This is a genomic window from Sphingobium sp. TomTYG73 (genome assembly GCF_055394245.1).
Genome location: NZ_AP027339.1, coordinates 389,321 through 413,912 on the forward strand (window position 1 = coordinate 389,321; position 24,592 = coordinate 413,912).

The window sequence follows — 24,592 nt, forward strand, 5'->3', positions numbered from 1 at the left end:
ATGGCCGAAGCCGACCCCCTCAAGGAATATAATCGCAAGCGCAATTTCACCCGAACGAAGGAACCGGCGGGAAAACGGACGCGCACGAGCGGCAACAGCTTCATCGTGCAGAAGCATGACGCCACGCGTTTACATTATGATTTCCGGCTGGAAGTGGATGGTGTCCTGAAAAGCTGGGCGGTGACACGCGGCCCTAGCCTCGATCCCGCCGACAAGCGGCTTGCCGTTCGCACGGAAGATCATCCGTTATCCTATGCGAGCTTTGAAGGCACAATTCCAAAAGGCGAATATGGCGGCGGCACCGTGATGCTGTGGGATGAGGGCACCTGGGAACCAGTCCCCGGGAAAAGCGCGAAGGATCTGGCGAAAGGCCATCTTCACTTCATTCTTCATGGCAAGCGGATGAAGGGCGAGTGGCTTCTGATCCGCCTGAAACCCCGACCGGGCGAAGGCAAAAGGGAGAATTGGCTGCTTCGCAAGATCGACGATGCCTATACTGGCCCCGCCGAGGATCTGGTCGGGCGTGAACTGACCAGCATCACGAGTGGCAGGACCATGGGTGAGATTGCCGCCAACGCGCCAGCGATCTCGCTAAAGGGCAAGCGCGGAAAAGCTTTTGATGCCGCCATGGACCAAGCGAAGAGGGCGACGCCGGTTCAGCCTTCCGCCAAGCGCCGCCGACAGGAAAAAGCACCACCATTTCAGGCGCCGCAGCTCGCTACGCTGGTCGATGCCGTCCCCACGGGCAATGGTTGGCTGCATGAAATCAAATATGACGGTTATCGCAGCCTGATCAGTGTTTCCGGCAGTCGTGTTCAGCTGTTCACGCGCACCGGTCTCGACTGGACTGACCGCTTCGCGCCACTCGCGATGGAAATAGGCGGCATGAACCTTCCGCCCATGCTGATAGATGGAGAAGTCGTCGCACTGGGGGCGGACGGAAATCCGGACTTTTCCACATTGCAGCAGGTGTTGAAGGGCGAGGGTAAAGGCGCCCTCCACCTCTTCGCCTTCGATCTTCTTTCACTGGAGGGAGAGGATCTGACATGGCAGCCCAACATCGCCCGTAAGGAAGAGCTAGCGGCACTGCTAGGTCAGGGGAGCGCACATGTGCATTTTTCCGATCATATTATCGGCGCTGGCGAAAAGCTGTTCCGGACGATGTGCGAGGCTGGACAGGAAGGCATAATCTGCAAACGAGCGGATGCTCCTTATCGGGGTGCCCGAACGAAGAACTGGCTCAAGGTCAAATGCACCCGTCGGCAGGAATTTGTGATTGTCGGATGGACTCCCAGTTCCGCAAGCGGGCGCGCGATCCGCAATATCCTCCTGGCGCAGAATGATGATCAGGGACTCGTTTACGCGGGCAAGGTCGGCACGGGTTTCAATGCGCGGAACAGTGATCAACTGCTTCGCCAACTGAAGGCACGAGCCCGCCAATCCCCTGACTTGACTGTACCACGCAGCGAAACGCGGGGCGCCAAATGGGTGCGTCCCGACCTGGTCGCTGAAATCGCCTTCGCCGAGTTTACTAGCGACAATGTCGTGCGCCACGGCAGTTTCCTTGGGCTTCGCGAGGACAAGGAGGCGGGCGAAGTAGCTCGGGAGAAGGTGATCGCTGTGCCCGAACAGGAAAGCGACGTTCATGTCTCAAATCGTGACCGGCTGATCTTTCCGGAGGCGAAGGTGACCAAGGGGCAGTTGGCTGACTATTATGAAGCAGCCGGGGCGATCATGCTGCCCTGGATTGCGCATCGCCCGATCAGCCTGGTGCGCTGCCCACAGGGAAGGGCGAAGAAATGCTTTTTTCAAAAGCATGACAGCGGCAGTTTTGGTGACCATGTGAAGCACGTCCCCATTCGCGAGAAGGACGGTGATGAGCAGGACTATCTTTATGTGGACGATATCGATGGGCTAATAGCTTGCGTTCAAATGGGCACGATTGAATTCCATGGCTGGGGTTCCCGGGTGGAGGATGTCGAAAAGCCTGACCGGCTGATCTTTGACCTCGATCCGGACGAAGGTCTCGACTTTGAGGATGTGAAGAAGGCCGCCCGCGACATTCGCCGCACGCTTGAGGACATAGGGCTCACCAGCTTTCCCATGTTATCCGGTGGGAAGGGCGTGCATGTGGTTGTCCCGCTTACGCCCGAAGCCGAATGGCCGCAGATCAAGGATTTCGCAGACCGCTTCGCGAGGGCACTTGCCGCCGCCGAACCCGATCGTTTCACGGCAACGATGAGCAAGGCCAAGAGGAAGGGCCGGATCTTCATCGATTGGCTGCGCAATCAGCGGGGGGCTACGGCGGTGCTTCCCTATGTCGTCAGGGCGCGCGAGAATGCTCCGGTGGCGGTGCCCATCAACTGGAACGAACTGGAGGATATTGATCGGCCGGGGGCTTTCACTATCGCGGACGTGGATGAATTGATCACCCGCGCGGCATCACGAGAGATGCGGGGATGGGGAGAAGCGCGGCAGACGCTGCCCGATTATTGAACTGATATCTGACAGCTATCTTTTCTCTGGCGCGACCTTGTTGCATAAGCCGATTCACCATGACCAAGTCCGACAAAGACGCGCCCGATGCAGGCGCCCCCAAACAGGCAACAGAAGCAAAGCCCGATCTCGCAACGGCTGCCCGAAAGACAGCGGGCCGAGGCGTATGGATGGGCACCGCAGTCGGCATAGGATCGGCCGCCATCGTTGCAGCGCTTCTGTATACGAATAAAAAACGCGGCTGATTGATTGGCTAAAAGGGAGGCGGCATGGCCTTCGCTCCACGCCGCCTCATGCTGTGACCCATAGACCGGGTTCTTGTCAGCTTCGATAATAGTGGCGCGGTGATTAAGCGGCGCCGCGGCTCAGATAGGTGATGAGTTCGGGCTTGCTCACTGATGTGCTTTTGTCCGCATCAGCTGTCTTGAATGCGCCATCAGCCCAAGTTGTGACGTCAGCGGCGGATAGTTTTTCACCGCTGCTTTTCATCTCCTGATCCTTGAGCGCAACCATCCAGCGTGAAAACTCGGCTTTGTCGAGTTGACCGTCTCCATTGGCATCATAGGCCGGGAATTCGCTATCGACGATGGATGCGACGGTATCGGCCGGTGTCGCCGCCGGGCTTTGAGGAGATGTGCTCGCACCTGCCTGTGGGCTACCGGGCACAGAGCCAACCTGTCCGATGGCCGGAACGGCGGCAGTCAGCGCAACAGACAATATAAGGCCGCGTAACATCACTTTCTCCCTCGGCAGCGGTCGAGCAGGTCAGTTGCTCGATAGCTTGACCCATGAATACATGAGTGACGACTGTGTTTCCTGAATATCCATTCAGAGTCGGCAATTCGCCTGCGAAACCGGCTCATCCCGTCCTTGAACGCTGCGATATTCGGGGTAAAAAGTTGCTGGTACAGACGCGCGAACCCAAATGAGGGCGCGATTTGCCCTTGAATGGCTGGACTGCTAGGCGGCGCGCGAACTTTTATCAGCAATCAGGATTCGTTCGATGGTCCCGCGCTACGCCCGCCCGAAAATGACAGCTCTCTGGGAGCCCGAGGCTCGATTTCGCATTTGGTTCGAGATCGAGGCGCACGCCACCGAAGCGCTCGGTGAATTGGGCGTGGTGCCCAAATCAGCTGCTAAGGCGCTGTGGGACTGGTGGGCGACCAACCCGACCATAGATGTGCCAGCGATCGACGCCATCGAGGCCGTCACCAAGCATGACGTCATCGCCTTCCTGACCTGGGTTGCTGAACAGGTCGGCGACGAAGCGCGCTTCATGCATCAAGGCATGACCTCTTCCGACGTGCTGGACACCTGTCTTGCTGTGCAGCTTTCCCGTGCGGCCGACATCCTGATCGAGGATCTGGATCAGCTGCTCGACGTCATCAAGCGTCGGGCGTTTGAACATAAATTGACGCCGACGATCGGACGCAGTCACGGCATCCATGCCGAGCCAGTCACCTTCGGTCTCAAGATGGCCGAGGCCTATGCCGAGTTCAGCCGGTGCCGGACCCGCCTTGTCGCGGCGCGTGAGGAAATCGCGACCTGTGCTGTTTCCGGCGCGGTAGGCACGTTCGCGAATATCGATCCGCGTGTCGAAGAACATGTCGCGGCCAAGTTGGGGCTGGCGGTCGAACCTGTTTCGACCCAAGTCATTCCCCGTGATCGCCACGCGATGTTCTTTGCCACCCTGGGCGTTATCGCAAGCTCGATCGAACGGCTGGCCGTCGAGGTCCGGCATCTGCAACGCACCGAAGTGCTGGAGGCGGAGGAGTATTTTTCCCCCGGCCAGAAGGGCAGTTCGGCAATGCCGCACAAGCGCAATCCGGTTCTGACTGAAAATCTGACGGGCCTTGCGCGCATGGTGCGCAGCTATGCGCTGCCCGCGATGGAAAATGTCGCCCTGTGGCATGAGCGCGACATCAGCCATTCGTCGGTTGAACGCTACATCGGTCCTGATGCTACCATCACGCTCGACTTTGCCCTGGGCCGTATGACCGGCGTCATCGACAAGCTGCTCGTCTATCCCGAACGCATGATGAAGAACCTCGACAAGATGGGCGGTCTTGTTCATTCGCAGCGGGTGTTGCTGGCCCTGACGCAGGCGGGCGTTTCGCGCGAGGACAGCTATCGCTATGTCCAGCGCAACGCGATGAAGGTCTGGGAATCGGATGGCCAGCTTTCGCTTCTCGAACTGCTGAAGGCCGATCCGGACGTGTCCACGGCCCTTACCGCTGAGCAGATCGAAGAGAAATTCGATCTCGGCTATCACTTCAAACAGGTGGACACGATCTTCCGCCGAGTGTTTGGAGAGGCCTGATAGGCCTTTAAAAGCTCATATGATAAAAAGGGCGCGGGAACGCGCCCTTTTTTATGTGATGTGAGGATACGGTAGAAGGCTACAGGCGATTGGCAACCGAGCATGTTGCGCGGCTGACGCCTCTATGGCTTCGTGATATGAAAGAATGTGGTCGGGGAGAGAGGAGGTCTAAGTTGCCGGTCAAGTGAGGTAAGTTGACCCCTAGAAGTCCTAGGACTGACGCTTTTCCAATGGGTCCGACTCTGGCAGTGCTACGCGCATGTGCTACATCGTTTCTCATATGGAATGAACTTTTGTGTTGAACAATTACCTCTGTAAACGTCCTCAATCCCAGTATTGGCAGCTTCGCATGATGATTCCTGCTGCTGCCCGCCCGATCATTGGCAAGCGTGAATTTACCAAGTCTCTCGGTGTAACTGAGAAGGCGCGCGCTGAGACATTAGCCTTGCCGACCCTGATGGCATGGAAGTCTAGGGTGGAAGCTGCCTTGCTATCTAAAAAGGCCGAGAAGGCTTCGCTTATTCCCATCCGCCCTACAGAGGTGGAGTTGGAGGAGGCAGCGCTGGTCGTTGGCTATGAACGTGCCAGCGAACGTGTGGATCAGTTGATAAAGGTGAAGGCGCGCCTTGGTGAGGCGAGCTACCAAGCCCTACGTGCCGAGTTCGAGCGTCGGCACATTGATTCTGTTCGCCGGTTGAAAGGGGAGGACTACACCTACTGGCGCGGTCATGCTGTGCGACAGATTCAGAAGCGCGGATGGGACTTGCCTCATGGCAGCCTCCAATTCGATGAGTTTGTTCATCAATTGGCACGGGCAGGCACCGATACATTTGCAAGGGCGGTAGCGGTCATTGACGATGGCGAACATACGTTCGTTCCATCGGCACCTGTTCAGGCCGCGATGAAGAGGAAAGATCAGCGCGCGCGTGACGGTGAACGGATCGCAGAGCTATATGATGTTTATCGTGACCAGCGCCTAGCGGAGGGCAAAAAGCGGGCCGATACCTTGCGGCAGGATCGGAAGCCCGTTGATGAGTTCGCATCGTTCGTAGGGGTAGATCGTAGCTTGCGGTCAATCCAGCCGTCAGACGTGCGGGAATGGCGCAACCTCCAAACCTCTCTTCCTATTACCTATGGGAAGCGAAATGAGTTCAAAGGGATGCCCCTGCGGCAAATAGCCGCCATCGCCAAGGAGAGGGGGATGAAGACCCTCGACCTCGTTACGGTCAACAAAAAGCTGTCCGCTGTGTCGGCCCTATTTTCGTGGGCCAAGCGTGAGGGGTATGTAGAAGATAACCCGGTCACAGGTTTGTTTTATCAGGTCGATAAGCAGAAGAACGCGCGTCCGCCGTTCACGGTCGAGCAATTGAACATCATTTTGCGGTCCCCGCTTTTCACCGGATTTCTGCGGGATGGAAAAGAGTTCAAAAAAGGAAACGTCCAGACAAGGGATTGGCGCTTCTGGCTACCGCTGGTCTGCTTGTTCACAGGCGCACGGCTAGGCGAAATCGCGCAACTGCGAATTGAAGACGTTCGGCAGGATGGCGACGTTCACCACATCGAAATCAAGCATGAGGAGAAAACAGGGCAGGCTACCAAGAACGGCAAAAACCGTATTGCGCCTCTGCATTCTACCCTCGCTGCCATCGGTTTCGTTGAATATGTGCGCTCACAAAGGGAGCGGGCCGAACAAGATGGCGACCACCGCTTGTTCCCGGAACTGCAAAAAAATGAACGCGATCAGAGCGGCAAGGCATCCCGCTTCTGGCGCGTGTATTTGGAACGTATCGGGCTTAAAGAAGCAGGTGATGGTTTCGGATCGCACTCTTTCCGTCACGGCTTAACCGATCAGTTGCGCCTTGCCGGTTATTTCGATCAGGATATAGCTGTCGTTCTCGGGCATAGCCAAAAGACAGTTACGTCAGGCTATGGCAAGTTACGGCAAGGAACTATTGGACGATTATCGGAGATTATTGAACATGCTCGGTTTGAGGGTGTCGACTTTACGCACCTTTATGCTTAAATTTAGTTCTAAAGCTGCTCAGGGCGCCATTCGTCATTTTGGCTATGTCGGTAGCTGACCTCTCCAAATCGCGTCCTGCGGCCTTCTGAGGGCAAAATAGAGCATATTCAAGCTGCTTAATGCAGTCCTGTTTAAGTTTGGTAGAGTGGTCGGCAATAACCCGGTAATTTGGAACTTGGTAGATTAGACGCTTATCAGGACGGTAAACACTAAGATCAGTCCTAACTCAATACTCATTGCCCTAGGCGTTTACCTGCCGCCAGCCGCCGCTATCCTGTGATTCGTCGGCGAGGAATGGTCCCTGCCGCGAACTAGGATTGAAATACATGAATATTGTTTACCCATTATCCGCCGCCTGCATCCGCTGGCTAGACAAGACCTTCTGCCATCCCGCTCTTGCGGAACCCGGTGGCACCGTGGTCAGAAAGATTAGCGCTGTTCCTCGCTTCATCACCCAAGCCGTGCTGGCAGGTGTTGCAAGACTTAAGGGGGTCGAAGTCAAGGTGCATGGCTCGCTTTACCTGATCTCGCGACCTGCCATTACTGCTACCAAATTGGTCGGCAGCGATGCCGTCATTGAAGCTGGGGTATTGCCATATCTGATGGGCAAGCGGATCATGGCGAACGGGTGATCGCTGTTATGCGGGGTAGCTGATGCTATCCCGCGTTGCCCTGTCCTCCGCGTGAGCTTCGGCATTCCTGTCGCCAATTCTGATCCACCAGCCTAACCAACCGCCTTGTTCGCTTTCTCCGCCCAGCATTTCCGTCATGGGCGATATACCACTGTGTTAATTGCCTACTACACATAAACGTAGATAGAGCCAAATTTAACCCGCAATCGGCCTTTCCTCTAAATTTCTCTATAAGTTATTTAAACTTACGTATGAGCTATCTGCCATCAGCGGCACGAATAATAATGCCCTTGATAAGACGATTAGGTCTTCACGTAATAGTAAAAGGACGAGCTGTTGCTGTCCTGTGCTGTTCCGTTATCACCTTGCACTCAACTTCAAGAGCAAGGAATGATTATGAAACCTACGCAACTATGTTTTAATTTTATGGACGATGGCGAACCGTGCCCCGTGTCGTCCAACGACAACCCTCCTGTCAATGTAACGCCATCCGATGACGAGCAAGGGGAGTCTGCTGTTTTGCTGATCTTTCCTGCACCGGAGAAAACCCCCTCTTCGTGACGAGGGTCAACCTTTCGATCATCGGGCAACTACGTTCATCGAAAGCGCTTCACGTATGTATATATAAAGTTAAACTGATTTGAATATGGCAATACTACAACATAATTATAGAAATTATCTATCCTATAAATCATTCAAGATTTATTCACCTAAGAATCTATCCATAGATGAAGCCACAGATAAGGCTTCCCATCTATCTTTCTTATTAAGTCCGGTTACCCTTGAATCAAAGGCTTTTATCGAAACTCTCATTGAATTGGTCAAACCGGATATGAGAAGACGGAAAAAGCTTCCTGATGAATTTATCAACGCCATGGAATTGACGATTCCCATGTTGATTAAGGCGGCAGGTGAGGAAGAAGGGGGCTTTCTATACCGGTCCATGGCTACCAAGAGCTTCAAGGCAGGGGCGTTTGGAAATGAAACGGCATCGGGGGCGACGGTAGGGCATCGAGCCTTCAAAAACGTTGTAGACGGTCTGGTGCGTGAAGGATTCCTGGAAGTCATCACCGGCCACAAGGAATGCACGGCATCGGCTTTCAGCAACGGAATAGCCACACGATTCCGGGCTACTCCTAAGCTGATCGACCGAGCGAAAAGCCATAATATCATCCCGGAATTATGGTCATATCACTTTGCACCGGCGCCAAGGCCGGTGCGGGTTGCCGATCCGATCATATTGAAGGCGGCGAGTTGGAAGGACCAAGAGGGTAAGAAGCAGAAGGGTGAAGCCCTGCCGGTCGATTACTGCCTACCGCATGTCGCGGCCTATGCAGAAGAGGTCAACGACATATCCGCCTATATGGCTGCACAGGACATTCAGCCTGCCCATCTACATCATCGCTTCGTCCGGGTGTTCGGTGAGGGTGACAAGGATGGTGCGGATTTCAGCAAGGGCGGACGCCTTTACAGCCATGGCATAGGCAAGGGCTATCAGAATGTCAGGAAGCATATTCGCCGGATGATGACGATCAGCGGCGAAGCCATTGCGGAGGTCGATCTACGGGCCAGCTATCTTACGATCTTACACCAGCGCATGGGAGTGCCATTACCTGCCACTGACCCCTATGACATGCCGGGCGTTCCGCGTGGCATTGTCAAAACGTGGGTGTCTGTTACCCTTGGAAATGGCGGCTTCCACAAGCGTTGGCCGCCGGAATCTAAAAGCCGCTACGCAGACGATGAAGAAACTAAGGGCCGCGATCTACAGGCGGATTTCCCGTTCGGTAAGACCCAGCGAAAGATATTGGAACACCTTCCGCTTTTGGAGGAATGGGCCAAGAACCCGATAGGCTGGGGGAGCTTGCAGTTTATCGAAAGCACCGCTGTCATCGCTGCTGTGAAGACGTTGGCGTTCGAACACGATATTCCCGCGTTGCCCCTGCACGACGCGCTGATGGTCCCGGAATCAAAGGCGGAGATCGCCGCCCAATGCCTCTTTGAAAGCTTTTATAGGCATGTCGGGATAGCGCCGCACATTACGATCAGCACCCATAAGAAGGTTGCTGGCAATAGGTCATATGAGCTTACCTAAAATCGGGGTCGGCACTGTGAATCGATTGGTATGGGGGTGGGGGGTCTATTTATTAGGACTTCCCCCTGTTCACCGACGTTGCGGCACCTCACGCTCAGGCATTTACCTAAAACCGGCTAGGGCTAGTCCACAGGCCAATGCTAATGTTGTTAAAACGGCCTGACGGATTGTCTGAATCCATGTATACCGTGCTAATCCCATAGTCTCGCCGGTATTCAATATAAGCATCGCACATCGAAATGCGCTGGCTGCGATATTGGTATTCATCCGTTGCAGAACCGACGCCAACGTATCCGTCCCTTATCGGGCCTTTGATAGTCGGCTTAACATTGTCATTAAAAAATCTATAGAAGTTCATTCTATTATAATATTCACAACCGAACTCAGGTATGAACACTCTAATGAGATCAAATATTTGAGTCTTATCGTATTCCTCCTTTGTGAAAGCGGAAGCCGGATTGAGTTTAAGGTCTATGCCGATGTTATCAACCAATCCAAAGCTGTTTAGGTTGAAATCATATGTATGGTAAGAAATGTTACCTTTTTGGCCTTTCGAGGCGACCATAACATATGCCTTCATTTGGCCTGTGACTCTATTGCCAGAAACATCGACCTTCTTCCATGAGGCCATAACCTCATCCAAGTTGCCGCCCACAATGGAGTAGTGTGCTGCAACAAGGCTTTTACATGCCGCCAAGGTATCATTGAGGCAGGGAAAACTCCCGGACGAGCCTGATTGTGCATGTGAAGTAGCAGGTGCCAAGCATAGCCCGAACGCTATGAAAAAGGCTTTTCGAATGTGATGCATGATGCCCCCGTCTAATGTTGGAGGCGCAACCCGACCGAAGCCGGGTGTTCAGAACCCTGCACACAGCACAAGGCGTCGCCACCTTTAGGCGAACCTTGGACATGCGTGACGACCACCCGGCCAAGAAACTCTTGACCGGCCTGTGTGCTGTTGGGGTTCTGACGCCCCACAATCTGGGACTCACCAGACTGCATGTTCCTGATGGCAAAACAGGGTGTTGCCGTAAACCCCTTGGTTCCGACTATCTGTTTCGAACGCGAAATGCCCTCACCAACGCGGCAAGGCTTGTAAGGATCGCCGCCACGCCCATCAAAAATAAACCGTCGATATTGCCCATTGCCGACTCCTTTCCTGCGGCATATGTTCTCTTTTTGTTCTTAAATGGGAAAGGGTGATTCTCATGGGCGTTCGCATCGAGCCAATCCCTGAAACGGTTCGGGTTAGAATCACCGGCGATATCGAAACCGTGCTGTCCGTCCCCTATGAAGATGACGATAGGTTTCTTGTAGGCCTGAGCGACGGAACGCTTCTAGTCGGCAGCTATGATGACAACTTGCGGTGCAAGTTTGATGTGGCGCGTGATGGTGCGGGCATCATCCAGTTTGATGATGGTGCAGCAGTAGTAAATTGGAAGGTGGAATGGGCTACTGTGTCCGCATACAACGCAACAATGGTAGAACTGCTTGACCCAAAGCCAATGCCTTTGTTTCCAGATTTAGAGGAAATGATGCATTAAATTATATAACTGGCTTTGGTATTTGGAAGATTTAGTTTAGAGAATTTTTCTTATACTTATCTACATTTACTTCTAAAGGCCATTCAGGCTCTTTGGTGCGCGAGAGGTAGGGTAGTAGCCTAAAGGTTCATTTCGATGCCTGGCGGGCTTCTGAGAGGCTTGTAGGCCCGTTTCAAATCGACAGGTAAGGTCCATTGGCCTTTTGCTATCGAGGGGGGCGCTGTTTTATGGTTCGGATGGGTGGCTAGGCGACTGTCCGATGTCGAACGCTGGTGCTGAGATAGCTGCCGTTGCCTTGATAGCTGAACCCTGCCAGCATGCTTCGATGCGGATTGAACCTGTCGAATACGATCGCTTGCGATCTTGGTTGGCCTACATGGCCCCGAAGGTATTCTCCTCGGACCTAATCACCCCTGAGACCGATCCCATAGTCGCGCTCGATCGGGTTGCGTCGAAGTCACCCGCCAAAGCGAGAAGCGGTCTAAGCATGGCAATTGGGGATGTGGTAGAGTTTACGAGTGGCTGGCCCCCTACTGATGTGGTGAGATGCAACAGCGAGCTTTCGGAGAACGGTTTGCCAACGCTGACGGAAGTGCGGGCACGCTTTTCCAAGGTGGTGCAGCGAGTAATTCGTCGAGGCAGGATTAAGAGCGACGAAGAGTTTTACACTCTTCGCAACGCCATCGAACAGGAAGGAGCAAATGCCGAGATTTTATGGCCGCTCCTTGAGGCATACGAAATCCGAGGCGTGAGCGACTGACCGCTATCGGGGCGCATCGGGAGATTTCGAAGTCGGCTACGACGATGCCGGGTGGGTAGGGGTAAGTCGGCTATTGCTCCGACGCGCCGAAAAGCGGACGTTAAGATCGCTTCGCCTCAAGGGAGAGAGTTGTGACGCCTATGAACTTCGCCTATCTCTGCGGCCTTACATTCGCTTCGCTAGGAGCAACGCCCGCAATTGCTGCTCCAATGTTCTCATTGGTGGAAGCGAGGCTGACAAAGGTCGATGATATCTCTGGCGAGCCGGGCGCGCCGCGCATTTGCATCGATACAGATTGCCAGGTCACTCTCGATGGTTCTTTCCGAACGACTTTTACCGTGACCCGTAAACTGACTGGCCCGGATACTCCCTCAACTATTTCCAGAGTTCAGGCATCTGCACAACCGCGTGTGGGGCTTGCTTATTATCTTGTGATTTCAATAGGCTCTGAAAAGCCTGAGATAGAGTGGATCGGATCGGCGAGAAACGGCCTGTGCATGGATCGAGAAACGGTGGAGCAATACGGCCTGCGATCTATTGCATCGCGCCATCCGTGTAGAGAGAAGTAGGCTTGCTCGGGTCGGCTTGCGGAGAAGGGAGTTTCCTCGCGCAATGTCTCAAGATTGGTCGTTAGCCGATAGGCAGCTTCCTCCCGCCCCCATAGGTTAGGAGGTCGCCGCTCGTTCATCAGAAAAGGAGCAGATAGCCTAAGCCAACGCCTATCACGATCCCCAAGGGAATGACGATGGCAGCGCTGATGGTTGGCGTTGTTATCGGATTGAACCGCAAGCGCGGGCCTTCGCATTCATCCAGCGACTTTAGACGCCATTCGCGGCGGAATGGAAGAATGTCTGCCATGTGGCCCCCTCCTGAACATAGTGCATCTATACAGCCCGCTTTTCCACCCTTTGGATAGCAGCCCGCGACACATCATATTCCTTCGCCAACACTCCCAAAGAAACGCCCTGCCGCCGCTTCTCTATGATGGTGCGCTGCTGATCGTCTGTAAGGGTCTGCGGGCGTCCTAGAGCCTTGCCCGACGCCTTTGCTCTAGCAAGCCCCGCCTGTGTCCGTTCTATCAGTAGGTCGCGTTCAAACTCTGCTACGGCGGCGATAACCGCCATGGTCATCTTCCCCGCCGCGCTGGTGAGGTCCACGCCGCCTAGGGCAAGGCAATGAACCTTCACCCCTTCTGCCGCTAGCCGTTCGACCGTCGATCTTAAATCCATTGCATTGCGGCCTAGGCGGTCCAGCTTTGTGACAATGAGAATGTCGGATGCTTCAAGGCGATCTACCAGCTTGGCAAAGCCCTTGCGCTCCATGGCGGCAACGGAACCTGATACCGTCTCTGTAACAACCCGCTTGGGATCGACCGTGAAGCCCGCCGATGCAATTTCCTGAATCTGGTTGTCGGTGGTCTGGTCGCTGGTCGAAACCCGGCAGTAGGCAAAGGTGCGGCTCATTTCGTCACTTCCTGTATCGAATCGGTGTAACGATATTAGAAGTGTATTTTAGATATGTGGAGTCTAATTTTCGATACAATCTGTGCCCATGTATCGGAACCGGTCGTTTAAAATACGACATGGTCTGGTCGGCGGCTGACGAGTCAGTAGAGAACGCCGGTTCTCTAACGGTGAACTTTGTTCTTGATCATGGAGGGGTTCCCGCTTATACGAATCGGGTGTGATCGTCTGTGAAGAAGTTCTCATATTCAGTTATGGCTTGCCATAGCGTGGGGAATGGAAGTTCCCTGTCATTTCATCCCCACTGGCCCCCGAGGCCCCGCGAGGGGCGGCGTGGACGGCGGAGGGCGAAGCAGCGCGATAGTAAGAACTACTATCGCGCTTAGATAAGGGTGTAGTTGTCGGGTCCAGCTCTCTTGTTCGGTGAGAACCTTTGGTGAGGCAGGTCCATGGTGGATTTGTCGCCAAAGCGAACGAGGGAAGGAAGCAGCCATGGCTGATTCTTTTGACACATACCGACGGCGGCGTTTGCGTAGGCGGAGGGCGGAAGCCGTCCCAATGCGTAGTCGGGCATGGAGTAAACTCCTTAATCCCGGCACTTTGAGGTTCGTTCTTACAACGGGCCTTAGCCTATACCGCATTTTGCGGTTGGGCCTGAGAGTATATGAACTCTTTAAGTAACGCTAACCCAATATCTAATTAGATAAATTGGAATTAGATATGCTAAATGAGGCATTACGACTCATCCGTGTATTTCATGATTTAAAGCAGGTAGAACTTGCTGAGAAGATTGGAGTATCGAAATCTTATATTTCTGAAATAGAGAATAAAAATAAGAACCCTTCTCTAGATATATTGCAGAAGTATAGCGAAGTTTTTAATATCCCTATATCTGCAATCATGTTCTTTGCGGAAGAGCTTCCGAACGCTCAAAAAGGTGGTGGCGTTCGTAATAAAGTCGCGGCTAAAATAATAGATATACTCAGCTTTATAGAAAAGAAAGCTCATGCCGAAGACAAGAGGGAAAACGAATTATAGCATCAAGGACAGCCCTTTTTTCCGATTGCGAACAAGGAGGAAATTGGCTGATCTTCTACATATTTCCGAAACGACCCTCCTTCGGTTAACGCGTCGCACCGATCTGTATCGGCGTCGATGGAAGCACAAGAGGCTCGATCACTGGTGCAACGAAAAGCCTTCTGATGACTTGGCTCACCTGTATCGCCCCATTGATATTCCCGACGAAACTTTAAAGAAGCTGCAATCCCGGATCGCCGTCCTACTTGGTCGGATCGAGCCGCCAGACTGGCTGTTTAGCCCTGTAAAGGGCAGGTCATATGTAGATAATGCGGCACGTCACAAAGGCGCGAATGCCTTTTGGCTCCTAGATATCGAAAACTATTTTCCAAGCTGCACAGCGAATAACGTGGCTCATTTTTTTCGCGCAGTGATGGAATGCTCTCCTGACGTCACGGCGATCCTAGTCCGTGTTTGCACTTGGTCACAATGCCTGCCGCAAGGGTCGCCGTGCAGCCCAATTTTAGCCTATTATTCGAACCTCGGAATGTGGTTAAGCATAGAAAAGATTGTAAAAGAAGCTAATCTTAAACACAGCTTATATGCGGATGATCTGACAATTTCGGGAAATGTAGTCTCAAAATCCGTGATATGGACCATAAAACAGATAATTTATAAGCATGGTCATAAGATAAAGAGAGAGAAAGAAGTTAGCTTAATAGGCGCTCCTGCTGATATAACAGGCGTTATCATTGTTGGGGATCAGGTGAAGTTGCCTAATCGTCAACTTAAACGGCTATTTGAGCTAAGGAACGAGCGTCATCGTGCCAGAAGTGCAGCCCTACAGCGCCTGCTAGATAGGCAAATAGCCGGTCGCTTATCGCAACAGAAGCAGGTGGAGGGAGTGTAGAGACGCCCACGGCGACGAGACTGTTTGTTCTCGCTCATTGCCGCCAATCTCAGCCGGTGCAGTTGTCATTTCGTCGCAGACGCGGCACGGTTCGTCGTAGAGCGCGCTGAGTGGAACTGCTACGTTCTGGTGCTACGTCGCAATTCAGCTCTGCCGCTTAATGTGTTGATATTAAACGAAAAAAAGAAATTGGTCGGGGAGAGAGGATTCGAACCTCCGGCCCCTGCCTCCCGAAGACATGGCACTCAGTCGTAAATGGCGGATTTCTGTTATTTTGGCAACCATGATCGAACTTCAAAATCGCGTTTGTTCCCCTTTAGTTTCGATGAAAGGTTCATGGTGAACTTTCGACCCCTGTCTTCTTGAACCGAAATCAAAATGGTAGCGAAACCCACCTATGACCGAAAATGGAGACAGGCTGAGCGGCGCAGCTAAGCGGGCCTTCATCAAAATCTCAGAGTTCTGGAGGCTCAGCGAACGTGAGGAATTGGCGCTGCTGGGCTTATCCTGCCCAAGTTGGAAACTGTCTGGGGATGAGTCTCCGCTTTCCAACGCGACGCTCACGCGGATTAGCCACGTCTTGGCCATATTTAAGGCTATCAACGTCCTCCTGCCGGATGCGGATCGCGCTGCGGCATGGATGCGCGTGTCGAATGAGGGGGCCTTGTTCCGCGGCGGCACCGCGATCGAGCATATGATGAGCGGAGATATCGCAGATATCATCGCGGTGCGCCAATATCTCGAGTCGCAGCTAGTCTAGCGAGGAGATCTGGCGCGGCTGAATGACCCTTCTTTGCCGTGCCGCGATTCCCGGGATCCTTTTCGATGCGCTGGAGGAGCGCGAGCATCCTTCAGATCGCACCATTTAGGAATGAAAAGTAGAAGAGGAGCAAATTCGAAATGAGTGGTGATCCACACGCTTCGAGGCATGGAGCAGCAACGGGCTCATGATGGTCGTAAGGATCGAAATTTGGCCTGGTGGCGATGAGTCTGACAGCTTCGAAGTAGGCCGGATGGAGGTAAGCAACATCAGCGGTTTGGCCGAAGTTAGCGATTATCATGCCCACATAGTTCAGCGCGCCACGTTTTCGCTGAACGTGAACGCTTTGGAGAAGACCGTGTTAGTACAAGGGCATCCCCGTCGTAACGGGGCATGGGCTCTGGTTCGCCGGGTGCTTGAAAGTTTATAGATGATGGTCAGGCTAACGGACGTTTCGTTCGCGCGCTCGGGCCGGTCATCAGTCGGCTTTGTTGGACGTTCCGGAAAGTCTGCTGTTGGTCGACGAACCGGAGTAATTTGCCTTTCGTTCATTAGGACGCGATCGATTGCTGTCGGGCCAACAGACCGACGTGGCCCTTTTAAATTTCGACAGAGTCGAACCTATCGGACCTAATCTTGAACGAATACATATTTAACTGATACAAAACTCTTTTGTTGATAATTCGAACGGTTCGTAGCTGTGCTTGCGCCGCGCGATTTGTACGCGCACCATACGACGTACCTTTACGTTGCGACTTTTCCGAAATGAACGCAGCGCATCGCTACGGCAGGTCGTCAACGACCCGATTGGTATAACGTCGGGCGGATGTGTCGGAGTCCAGTTAGCGTACCAAAGGAAGAGCTCAGAGATCAGACCATGGTCGTCACTAAGTCTGAGACGGTCTGCCGCACAGGTCAGTTTTGCTTGGCCCGTCGCTAAAACGGGATCGGCCAGAAGCAACTTTCCAAGCAGCAGATCGATATGGGCGCGCCCTAATGCACTCGGCATCGCAGCGACGACCAGGGGAACCAAACCCGGATTGTCTTTGCGACCGTCCAACAAGGGAAGCCTTCCCTCCATCGACCAAGGCTCTCCTCTTGTTGAAATCCACTTGAGGTCCGCCAAGTTAGCAGGCTGGCCTTCGTCCTGAGTTCCGTTGACTACCCGGTACACTTGCACACTGACAGACAGAAGCTCACTTTGATCCGTCATAGTTAGAGCCAAAGGCTCGAAACCTGTCGTGACCATCTCGGCCGCATCCCGCCAAGTCGTCCGGGCGAAGTCGACCTCCCCCATCGATTCAAACCTTTCGAGAAAGTTCTTGCTCCAAGCGGGCGCTTCGCTTCCCTCGAAGTCTGCGAGACCACGGTCGAAAGGTACGGCAAATTCCGCGAGATCTTCCGCATAGGTGCGCGGCATCCCCAACTCCAACTCGGCCCAGGCCAAGGTTCGCAGGAACGCGCTTACATAAACTGCGCGCTGACGAACGTCGAGCGAGCCCGTGCTTCCGCGATCGCCAGCAAAAAAATAGCTGGGATGTCGCGTATAGGCTTCCCGATACCTTTTGTGCAGTTCGAGCCATTCACCACGCCACTGAGCCAAAAAGGGCAGTCCTGTGCGAGCCTCCTCGCTGGCCAGGACGCTGCGGAATACGGGCGGGACGAGCGTTCCGATGCCCTCTTCGAAAAGTGCGTCATGGGCCTTCAGATCAGCGTCCTGGGTATAGCCGAGCCTAAACGAAAACAGTTTCGAGGCGTCAGTAGAATACAAGGCGCGTAGCAATGCATCGGATAGGACCGAGGGAGCCTTAATCGCCTGATGAAGCTCGGCGAACTCAAAATGGTGTTCGAGCTTGAAAGCGTGAATGAGAGAAGGAAGGATCGCGACATCGCTTTCGAGCCGTTGACCAGCGCACCAAGCCAGCAACGCCAAACGCACTTCATCGTCGCCTTGACGTATGAGCTGAGCAAGCTGGCGGGCGGCTTCCCAGCGTACACGCGGCACCGGCCAGTGAAGGCGCTCGATGAGCAAACCGAGACTGGATCGGATCTGCGTCATAACCACTCCGGGATCGAGAGCGGCTGATCTTCGACTTCGGCAATCATCGTATCGGCAAGAGAGGTGGTCAACTCGCGTGCGCGTTCGAGCTCTCCGACGCGTAGGAGGAAGTCCACGAGTCGGCTCTGGCCGAGGACGAGGGCGCTGCGTTCGCCTGCGCGCGTCATGACAGGTACCGCCGATTGCGTAACGAATTCGGGCCAGCGTTCTCGGTAATGCGTGGCAGCCAAGCTGAGGCGTTGCCCTGCCTCATGCGAACTCGAATACCAACGGCCCCATCCGTGGCGAAAGCGCTGCGCGGCAATGAGCCATGAGAAAGCGGCTTGGCGACCTTCCAATTCGAGACTGATGGCGAAGGCGGCGTCATAGATCTTTTCAACGCCGACGAAGGCATCCTCGTCCTTGGCGATGTGGCGCATTGCCGCGAGCGCTTCACGGCCTTGACCCTGCTTGTACCAATGATCGAGCCACCTCTCCATCGCGCGATCTTTCCATCCATAGCCCGAGGCTTTCCGAAGGGCCTGCTGGAACTCTTCGAGCCGGGGTGGCGGAAATTCGGCCGGCTTAGGTGCCGTTCGTGGGGCCCGATCGAGAAACCGATCACCATTGTCGTCTTTCTTGGGTGCGTCCCGCTTGCTGTAGCCCACCAGGCGATCAAGCTTCGCTACGACCGACGCGCCAGTCTTCGTGGTCTTCGCGAGTTGTTTGACGGCCGCGATCTCATCGGGCTGAATCAGGGTCATCAAAAGCGCACGATCGTGCGCGTTCTTCGGACTCATCTGTTTGACTAGCCGCTTGATTAAGCTGTCGGCATAATACCATTCATCAGAGCGCACGAGAAAGCCGTAGAGCGCGCCTGCCCGCTCCGGCATTAGCCGGGCAAATGCCGCATAAAAATCGGACTTTGCGTGGTTGGTCTCATCACCGTCGGTGAAGTCGGTGATCGCAGCAAAAGCGGGCGCGAGGCGTCTTAATTGACCTTGGGTCCATGGTTCGTCGACTGTTGCCATCAACTCGAGCGCTTCCAGTAGCTCGAAACAAGCTGGATCCTTGCGCCAGCCATAGCCGAGCAGACAGCGCGCAGCGCGCTTGAGAAATGCTGTCGCGTGATTTGCCAAACCATGGTCGAGTGCGAAAAGCGCGGTCTGGATGCACAGATCGCTGCGTTCCATAAACTCGCTGACCGCGCCCTCGAGTTGGCCTGCGATACGCTCGATAATCGCCTCTGCCGCTTCCAGGCTGTGAAGTGGGAGGCGTTTGGTCACGAAGTATTCCAACCAAATCTCGTCGTGCCATCGCAAAGCGTCTTCTTCGAGCAAGTGGCGCGGTTCGATGCACGCGTCCGGATCCTTTGCGCGGCGCAAAAGTTGCAGATCGATGGCGATATCCCGCAGGCCGAGGCGAACCCCGTTTTGGACACGCTGAGCATCGTAGTTCTGGCTCTGCCGAGGCGTGAGAGGCAACATGGCAAAGAATTCATCGATGCTTGGCGCCAAATCCCCTGCGTCGAGACGAGCTGCGACTTGGTAGGCTGCGGCGGCGGTCGCGAACATCACGCCACGAACCCATTCGTCATTTAAGTCGTCAAGGCCCGTCAGTTGAACACGTGCCGCCCGTCCGCCCAACGATGCGGAAAGCACTCGGAAAAAGAAGCCTTGCAGGCGAGGCGGCGTTTCGGGCGCAAGGACCGGATCCTTCACAGGCGGAGCGTATGAGCCGACGTCGATTTTGAGTGGCCGCCGTGCCGGCAAGGACCAACCGCGCACCGCGTACAAGGCATGCATCTTGGGCAGTGACGCATGGCCTTTCAATTCAGGATGGGCGCGAGGATCGGCGCCGTCGATGCACAGAGCGTTGAAGAGTGCTGTGTCACACATGGGCCCGCGATGCAGAGCGGCAAATCCAAGCGCCGCAGTGTAGCGTTCGGCGAGGATCGCCTCTTCCGCCGCGATCCCAATGAGATTGTCGAGACGTTTCGCCCGCTTTGCGAAGCTCTTGAGGCGCTGGGGATCGAAGTCTTCGAGATATGGCAGCACCCGCACCAAATGCACGGCCCAATCAACCCGCGAATGGTCGTCGTACCGGGAATCGCGCGCGCGTCGATTGAGTTCGTTTAATGCGTGGTTCGCTGCAACTTTCGCCGCCTCGGGCGCCAATGAGCGAAGGAGCGCGATCATCACGTCCGGCGCCTGCTCGGTGAGGCTGTTGCGCAGCTGGAGGAGCCGATAATCGTTGTCGCAGCTGCGGATCGTGCTTTCAACGAATTCGGCGAATCTATTCGTCTGAAACTCGGGCGCATTGGAGAGGCGAATCCACAGTGATCGCAATTCGCTAGTACGTCCAAAATCCAAGACTTCGAATGCTAGCGCCTCGGATTCTCGAAGGATGTGCTCGATTTGCTCAGGAGGCTGGCCGGCTCGAAGAGCTTCGAGTGCCCAGGCGCGCGTGGGCCCAGCGCGCAAGTCTGCCGGGTCGCCGAAGCGGGCTTTGGTTATCCAAGTCCAAGCCCACTTCCAGTATTCGGGAGCTTGGTGGTCCAGCCAATCGAGAATGGTCTTGGCATGAATTGTGGCCGCGACGACGTGATCAGGCTGATCGCGCACGAACACGAATATGGAACCGTGAAACGGATAGATGCCTATCTCTTTGTGGTCGAGAAGGTGATCGATTTCCTCGATCGATTCCGCGACACCAGCGACATTGTGGAAACACTGATGCAGGCTGCCTGGCGGCATCGCAAAGTCGATGTGGGCCAGCGCGTGGAGGATGGCGCGGGCGCTTGCCGAAATGCGCTTCCAAAGCGAGGCGTAGTAGTCCCGAATGTCGCCGGTGGGCTGGGAAGGCAGGGCATAGACTGCCGCTTCTTCTATGGCACCGCCAGGCCGGGTCAGCGTTTCGAAAGCGTAAATCAGCTGCAGCGGCAGACCGCCGGTGACCTTGTGGAGGGCCGCTGCCAGGGAGAGCAGCGCCTTGGGGACTATGGCTTGCGGATCGAGTGTCAACCGGCCGGCGGCGTGTTGAACCGAGAGCCAATGCTGGATCGCGGTCGGCGTCATGACGGGAAGAGCATACCACTCTTCCTCCGGGCAGTATTGGATCAAGCGGTGCGGCAAGTGCTTGGCTGCAATCTTCTGCGTACCAACGACCAAATGCATATAGGCGCGAGGCGGCAAGAGATGCGCAAAGACCTGCTGCATGTGGTCAAGTGAGCGACCTTCGCGCCAAACGTGATCAAGGCCATCGATCATGACGACGAGCCTGCGGCCCTTTTCGCCGGCCCGCTTCGCGCCCGCGTCGAGCCAATGGGCGAGTGTCTGACCTTTAACGTCGAGATTGGGGAAATGCTCTTCGATCTGTCGAATGAGTGAGCGCTCAATGTCTTGGAAGAAAAACCTAGCAGTGCCGCGCTCGGTGAGACTAAGAAAATAGTGGTGCCGGATGCAAATCTGCTTCGCGTCCACCATTCGCGTGAAGCAGTGGCTGAGATAAGTGCTCTTTCCGCGACCAGGCGTGCCCCATAACACGCTGACGCCATCCTGGTTGAGGACGCGTCCGCAAAATAGAGCATCGAACGCCTCGTCTGGCGGCCGATAGCCATGAGGGATTTCGAAGTTCTGCTGAAGCGGTTTTGCACGGTCTCGCGATATGACGGCGCGGATGTGGCTATGCCGGACTCGTCCGTCCGGCTCGGGACGCTGCTTGAAGGTCGCCCACTCCTTGACCATTCGGACCAACGCGATCCAGCCAGCGTAGTCGGTGTCTGAGGGGATCAGACGAGCTTGCAGTTGATATTCGAAGTCGTCGAAGTGCGGCTGACTGTGTCGAAAGTGAAAGTGCTCGAAAAAGCGCTCGATTTTCTCTGCTGATCCGAGCTGTGCCATCAGCTTTTTCCAAACTGCTGGAGTAACCTTCCTTGGCGAGATGCGGAGGCCATCAAGAGCTTGAGCAAAGCTCGCCTCGGGGAGACGGTCGGTAAAGAGCTCGGCGCGTTCGAGACTGTCGGCCTCAACGTGCTTCAGCACGGTTCCCGACCATTTTTCCAGGAGCGACCGCCCCTTCTTTGTCTTTTTGAGGAGCCAGTCCCAGCTGAGCTCGTTCGCCGGATCGGATGGGTCGACGGTGAACTTTACCTGGGTGATCTCGAAACGACCGTCGCTCCGGCAGGCTACGAGGTCGTCGATTGAAGCATAGCTCGCGTCGTCGCTGTCGAGCTCAATCCAAGAATACAGGTCTGGCTGGCGATAAAAATCAATCAGAAGCTGAATTGCTGCAAAGTCCTGATAATCGAAACTTGCGCGCAGAATTCCTGGCTTTTTATACCCCGACGTCATCTGTTTCTAGTGCCATCGTCAGGGTTGATGCTCAACAAGGAAAAACACGAAGTTGCCGGGAGCCTTTGCAAGCATAATCTGTCGGAGCGAGGAAGCGATGGACGGATATCCGGTATCGGCGGTTCGAGGGCGATCTTCTACTGCTTGAGCAGTTGACCTCAGCCAGTGCCAAGCAGCCTAACGCGCCAGCGGCGCCCGCCGCCGGCTCCGGCGCCAAGCCGAACTACAAGACGATTTCCGAACACCTTTCCGAAGCTCCGCAGGAGCTTCTGGACCTCTATCAACTGATTTCCGATTTCATGCTGGCGCTGGGCGACGATGTCGAAGCGAAGACGACCGCCTACTACATTGCCTTTCGCCGCATTAAGAACTTCGCGAGCGTCGAACTGCGCAATCAGGCGCGCAAGCTCCTTGTCTACGTCAAGGTCGATCCTGCCTCAATCTAGTTGGAGGAGGGCTTCACCCGCAACGTGAAATCGATCGGGCACTTCGGAACCGGCGACCTGGAAATCACGATCACCAATCTTGCCGACTTCGAGAAGGCCAAGCCCCTGCTTGAGGCGTCCTACAACGCCTCATGAGCAATCCAATAGGGGTGCAACGCGTATCTCGTATCCGATAAAACATATTCCGCGACCGTGGCGGGATTTACCCCGGAAACAAGTCGGATCGCAGAGCGGCGCGGGCGAAGGCGCGCTGGAAGCGAACGTGAACCCCGTCTTCACTTGATCATCTGAATGAACGGCCGCTTGCAGGAAAGTTGATTGCCGGCTCGAACGTCCGCTCTGTCGGCGGCAGCGGACGAACTAGACTTGTCGACCCTTCGATACAGAGTTGAGGGCAGTACCTGCTCGGCCTCAATTGCAGATGGCGCGTTGCTTGTTGAACTTCGGCCAGAGGAGGGCTGTGCCGCTGTTGACCATCGCGCAGTTGATTTCGGTACTCTCCTGGTTCCAGCATATTGCCGTCACCCGCCCATAGCTGGTTCCAGTCGGCTCGCATTGCAGCGTTTGCCCCGACGCCAGTTGGGAGAGCATAGCGGTTGCAGAGGCAGCAGATGCAGAGGGGCACGGGTGACCAGTCTTGCAGATTTCGTCACTTTCGCGGGCAGCCACGGCATGTAGCCTGATCTTCCTTCCATCTGAACAACGGAGAGTGTCGCCGTCGGTGATACTGCTGACGTTGCAAAGGAACCGGTTAGATGGAATCTGCATGAGGCGGTGCGGAATTTGCGCCGAACTGGCGAATGGCGCGGGCCTCACCGCAGCAGGGGACGATTTTGCTTCGCTCCCATTGTTTCCTGCGGCTGCATTTTTCGGGGAGGCTAACAGTGGTGCTGAAGGTGCATATGAAGCCGCCTCGCTCGGCGGGTTGGTAGGCCAGAAGAACACAGCGGAAAAGGTGCCAGCCATAATGATGGCGGCAGCCACGTAAACAGCCCACGCGGGATATTGGCGTTCCTGCGGCTGGTTCCAGCCGTTTGTTCGCGAGCGCCTATCGTACGATCGCCGCTGTTGGGTGACTATGCGCGGACGCCATTTCCTGCGTCGGCTCATAGGCCGATGGTAATTCCCTAAACTGAGTGCAATCAAAAGGATCAGCGAAGGGATGATAACGAAGCCGCTGGATAAACCGGTGTTCTTTTGGACCCAGCTGCCGGCCGCGAACGCGCCTACAGCAAAGATTCCGATTACGAATGCACCTGCTGATTTCCGCCCCATGAGCGGATTCTATAACGCTTCCGTAGCGATGTGTAGGGCGAATCGCGTCTCGCGGAAAGCTGTTACACTGATCCTTGCCGCTGAATGGGGGAAGGCGTCAGGACTGAGCCCGAGCCTGTCGATAATCGAAAGCATCTTCGCGGAGCCTAAGGGGATCTGAGCGGTTCCAGCTCTGCTCCATAAGACCGAACCATGCTTCCCACGGGCCGGGCCGCATCGAGATCAACTTGAGCTCTCCTCCGGGCGACATGCGAACGGACAGCACCTTTGCGTTAACGCGATCCAGCCACAAATCGAACGTGAAGGGGACCTTGCATTGCAGCGGGTGGGTTACCTCTAGCACTTGCGGATCGGAATTTGGCGAATGCATGAACGCGGTCCACAGCGGTTCGACCTTCATCTCCCATGTCTTTCGCCCGCCAGGGGCAAGCTCGCGCCATTGGACGGTATCGTAACCGCGC

23 protein-coding genes are annotated in these 24,592 nt (G+C 55.0%); 15 read left to right on the forward strand and 8 right to left on the reverse strand.

All coding sequences use genetic code 11. The features are described 5' to 3' along the window. Together ligD and ACZ5TH_RS02125 are read left to right on the forward strand one after the other, a co-directional pair. Positions 1–2,496 (forward strand): DNA ligase D, encoded by a 2,496-nt coding sequence (gene ligD, locus ACZ5TH_RS02120; protein ID WP_464794427.1) that lies wholly within the window; start codon positions 1–3, stop codon positions 2,494–2,496. A gap of 59 nt (positions 2,497–2,555) precedes the next feature. Further along, positions 2,556–2,741: a hypothetical protein gene (locus ACZ5TH_RS02125; RefSeq protein WP_464794428.1), complete on the forward strand. Its 186-nt coding sequence runs from the start codon at positions 2,556–2,558 to the stop codon at positions 2,739–2,741. 103 nt (positions 2,742–2,844) lie between these two features. Here the strand turns inward: ACZ5TH_RS02125 and ACZ5TH_RS02130 are convergent, their stop codons facing one another. Continuing rightward, on the reverse strand, positions 2,845–3,231 hold the full coding sequence (locus tag ACZ5TH_RS02130; protein ID WP_464794429.1) for an EF-hand domain-containing protein: 387 nt from the start codon (positions 3,229–3,231) through the stop codon (positions 2,845–2,847). A 268-nt stretch (positions 3,232–3,499) separates the two neighbouring features. Between ACZ5TH_RS02130 and purB the strand changes: the two genes are divergently transcribed. The 4 genes from purB (at position 3,500) to ACZ5TH_RS02150 (ending at position 9,566) form a co-directional block, all read left to right on the forward strand. Then, complete coding sequence (gene purB, locus ACZ5TH_RS02135; RefSeq protein WP_464794430.1) at positions 3,500–4,816, forward strand: adenylosuccinate lyase; 1,317 nt, start codon at positions 3,500–3,502, stop codon at positions 4,814–4,816. A gap of 349 nt (positions 4,817–5,165) precedes the next feature. Next, positions 5,166–6,839: a tyrosine-type recombinase/integrase gene (locus ACZ5TH_RS02140; protein ID WP_464794431.1), complete on the forward strand. Its 1,674-nt coding sequence runs from the start codon at positions 5,166–5,168 to the stop codon at positions 6,837–6,839. A gap of 326 nt (positions 6,840–7,165) precedes the next feature. Beyond that, positions 7,166–7,471 carry a hypothetical protein gene (locus ACZ5TH_RS02145; RefSeq protein ID WP_464794432.1) on the forward strand — a complete coding sequence of 102 codons (306 nt, stop codon included), beginning with the start codon at positions 7,166–7,168 and terminating at the stop codon, positions 7,469–7,471. Between the two features lie 646 nt (positions 7,472–8,117). Beyond that, positions 8,118–9,566: a hypothetical protein gene (locus tag ACZ5TH_RS02150; protein WP_464794433.1), complete on the forward strand. Its 1,449-nt coding sequence runs from the start codon at positions 8,118–8,120 to the stop codon at positions 9,564–9,566. A 106-nt stretch (positions 9,567–9,672) separates the two neighbouring features. On the opposite strand, the gene ACZ5TH_RS02155 is transcribed toward ACZ5TH_RS02150, so the two are convergent. After that, positions 9,673–10,329, reverse strand: a complete 657-nt coding sequence (locus tag ACZ5TH_RS02155) for a hypothetical protein (protein WP_464794434.1) — start codon at positions 10,327–10,329, stop codon at positions 9,673–9,675. Positions 10,330–10,475: 146 nt separating this feature from the next. On the opposite strand from ACZ5TH_RS02155, the gene ACZ5TH_RS02160 reads away from it, so the two are divergent. The 4 genes from ACZ5TH_RS02160 to ACZ5TH_RS02175 all read left to right on the forward strand — a co-directional run bounded on the left by ACZ5TH_RS02160 (position 10,476) and on the right by ACZ5TH_RS02175 (position 12,439). Then, on the forward strand, positions 10,476–10,769 hold the full coding sequence (locus ACZ5TH_RS02160; protein WP_464794435.1) for a hypothetical protein: 294 nt from the start codon (positions 10,476–10,478) through the stop codon (positions 10,767–10,769). Between the two features lie 5 nt (positions 10,770–10,774). Next, on the forward strand, positions 10,775–11,110 hold the full coding sequence (locus ACZ5TH_RS02165; RefSeq protein ID WP_464794436.1) for a hypothetical protein: 336 nt from the start codon (positions 10,775–10,777) through the stop codon (positions 11,108–11,110). 259 nt (positions 11,111–11,369) lie between these two features. Continuing rightward, positions 11,370–11,870, forward strand: coding sequence for a hypothetical protein (locus tag ACZ5TH_RS02170; RefSeq protein WP_464794437.1), 501 nt, complete (start codon positions 11,370–11,372; stop codon positions 11,868–11,870). A gap of 140 nt (positions 11,871–12,010) precedes the next feature. Beyond that, positions 12,011–12,439, forward strand: a complete 429-nt coding sequence (locus ACZ5TH_RS02175; RefSeq protein ID WP_464794438.1) for a hypothetical protein — start codon at positions 12,011–12,013, stop codon at positions 12,437–12,439. A gap of 118 nt (positions 12,440–12,557) precedes the next feature. On the opposite strand, the gene ACZ5TH_RS02180 is transcribed toward ACZ5TH_RS02175, so the two are convergent. Further along, positions 12,558–12,728 (reverse strand): hypothetical protein, encoded by a 171-nt coding sequence (locus tag ACZ5TH_RS02180; RefSeq protein WP_464794439.1) that lies wholly within the window; start codon positions 12,726–12,728, stop codon positions 12,558–12,560. 26 nt (positions 12,729–12,754) lie between these two features. Next, complete coding sequence (locus ACZ5TH_RS02185) at positions 12,755–13,333, reverse strand: recombinase family protein (protein ID WP_464794440.1); 579 nt, start codon at positions 13,331–13,333, stop codon at positions 12,755–12,757. Between the two features lie 708 nt (positions 13,334–14,041). Between ACZ5TH_RS02185 and ACZ5TH_RS02190 the strand changes: the two genes are divergently transcribed. The 3 genes from ACZ5TH_RS02190 (at position 14,042) to ACZ5TH_RS02200 (ending at position 16,020) form a co-directional block, all read left to right on the forward strand. Next, positions 14,042–14,371 (forward strand): helix-turn-helix transcriptional regulator, encoded by a 330-nt coding sequence (locus ACZ5TH_RS02190; protein ID WP_464794441.1) that lies wholly within the window; start codon positions 14,042–14,044, stop codon positions 14,369–14,371. A 169-nt stretch (positions 14,372–14,540) separates the two neighbouring features. After that, complete coding sequence (locus ACZ5TH_RS02195; RefSeq protein WP_464794442.1) at positions 14,541–15,260, forward strand: reverse transcriptase family protein; 720 nt, start codon at positions 14,541–14,543, stop codon at positions 15,258–15,260. A gap of 397 nt (positions 15,261–15,657) precedes the next feature. After that, positions 15,658–16,020 (forward strand): antitoxin Xre/MbcA/ParS toxin-binding domain-containing protein, encoded by a 363-nt coding sequence (locus ACZ5TH_RS02200; RefSeq protein WP_464794443.1) that lies wholly within the window; start codon positions 15,658–15,660, stop codon positions 16,018–16,020. 652 nt (positions 16,021–16,672) lie between these two features. Here ACZ5TH_RS02200 and ACZ5TH_RS02205 read toward each other — a convergent pair. Then, complete coding sequence (locus ACZ5TH_RS02205; RefSeq protein ID WP_464794444.1) at positions 16,673–18,079, reverse strand: hypothetical protein; 1,407 nt, start codon at positions 18,077–18,079, stop codon at positions 16,673–16,675. Then, positions 18,076–22,410 (reverse strand): hypothetical protein, encoded by a 4,335-nt coding sequence (locus ACZ5TH_RS02210; protein WP_464794445.1) that lies wholly within the window; start codon positions 22,408–22,410, stop codon positions 18,076–18,078. Before ACZ5TH_RS02210 ends, ACZ5TH_RS02205 begins: the two co-directional genes overlap by 4 nt. A gap of 152 nt (positions 22,411–22,562) precedes the next feature. On the opposite strand from ACZ5TH_RS02210, the gene ACZ5TH_RS02215 reads away from it, so the two are divergent. Continuing rightward, entirely contained in the window at positions 22,563–22,856 is a 294-nt protein-coding gene (locus tag ACZ5TH_RS02215) for a DUF5655 domain-containing protein (RefSeq protein WP_464794446.1), read from the forward strand. Beyond that, a complete protein-coding gene (locus ACZ5TH_RS02220; protein WP_464794447.1) occupies positions 22,857–22,991 on the forward strand; it encodes a hypothetical protein in 135 nt (44 codons plus the stop codon). It begins immediately after the preceding gene. A gap of 276 nt (positions 22,992–23,267) precedes the next feature. Here ACZ5TH_RS02220 and ACZ5TH_RS02225 read toward each other — a convergent pair whose 3' ends face one another. After that, complete coding sequence (locus tag ACZ5TH_RS02225) at positions 23,268–23,840, reverse strand: thermonuclease family protein (RefSeq protein ID WP_464794448.1); 573 nt, start codon at positions 23,838–23,840, stop codon at positions 23,268–23,270. 388 nt (positions 23,841–24,228) lie between these two features. After that, positions 24,229–24,531, reverse strand: a complete 303-nt coding sequence (locus ACZ5TH_RS02230) for a hypothetical protein (RefSeq protein ID WP_464794449.1) — start codon at positions 24,529–24,531, stop codon at positions 24,229–24,231. Positions 24,532–24,592 lie beyond the last annotated feature (61 nt).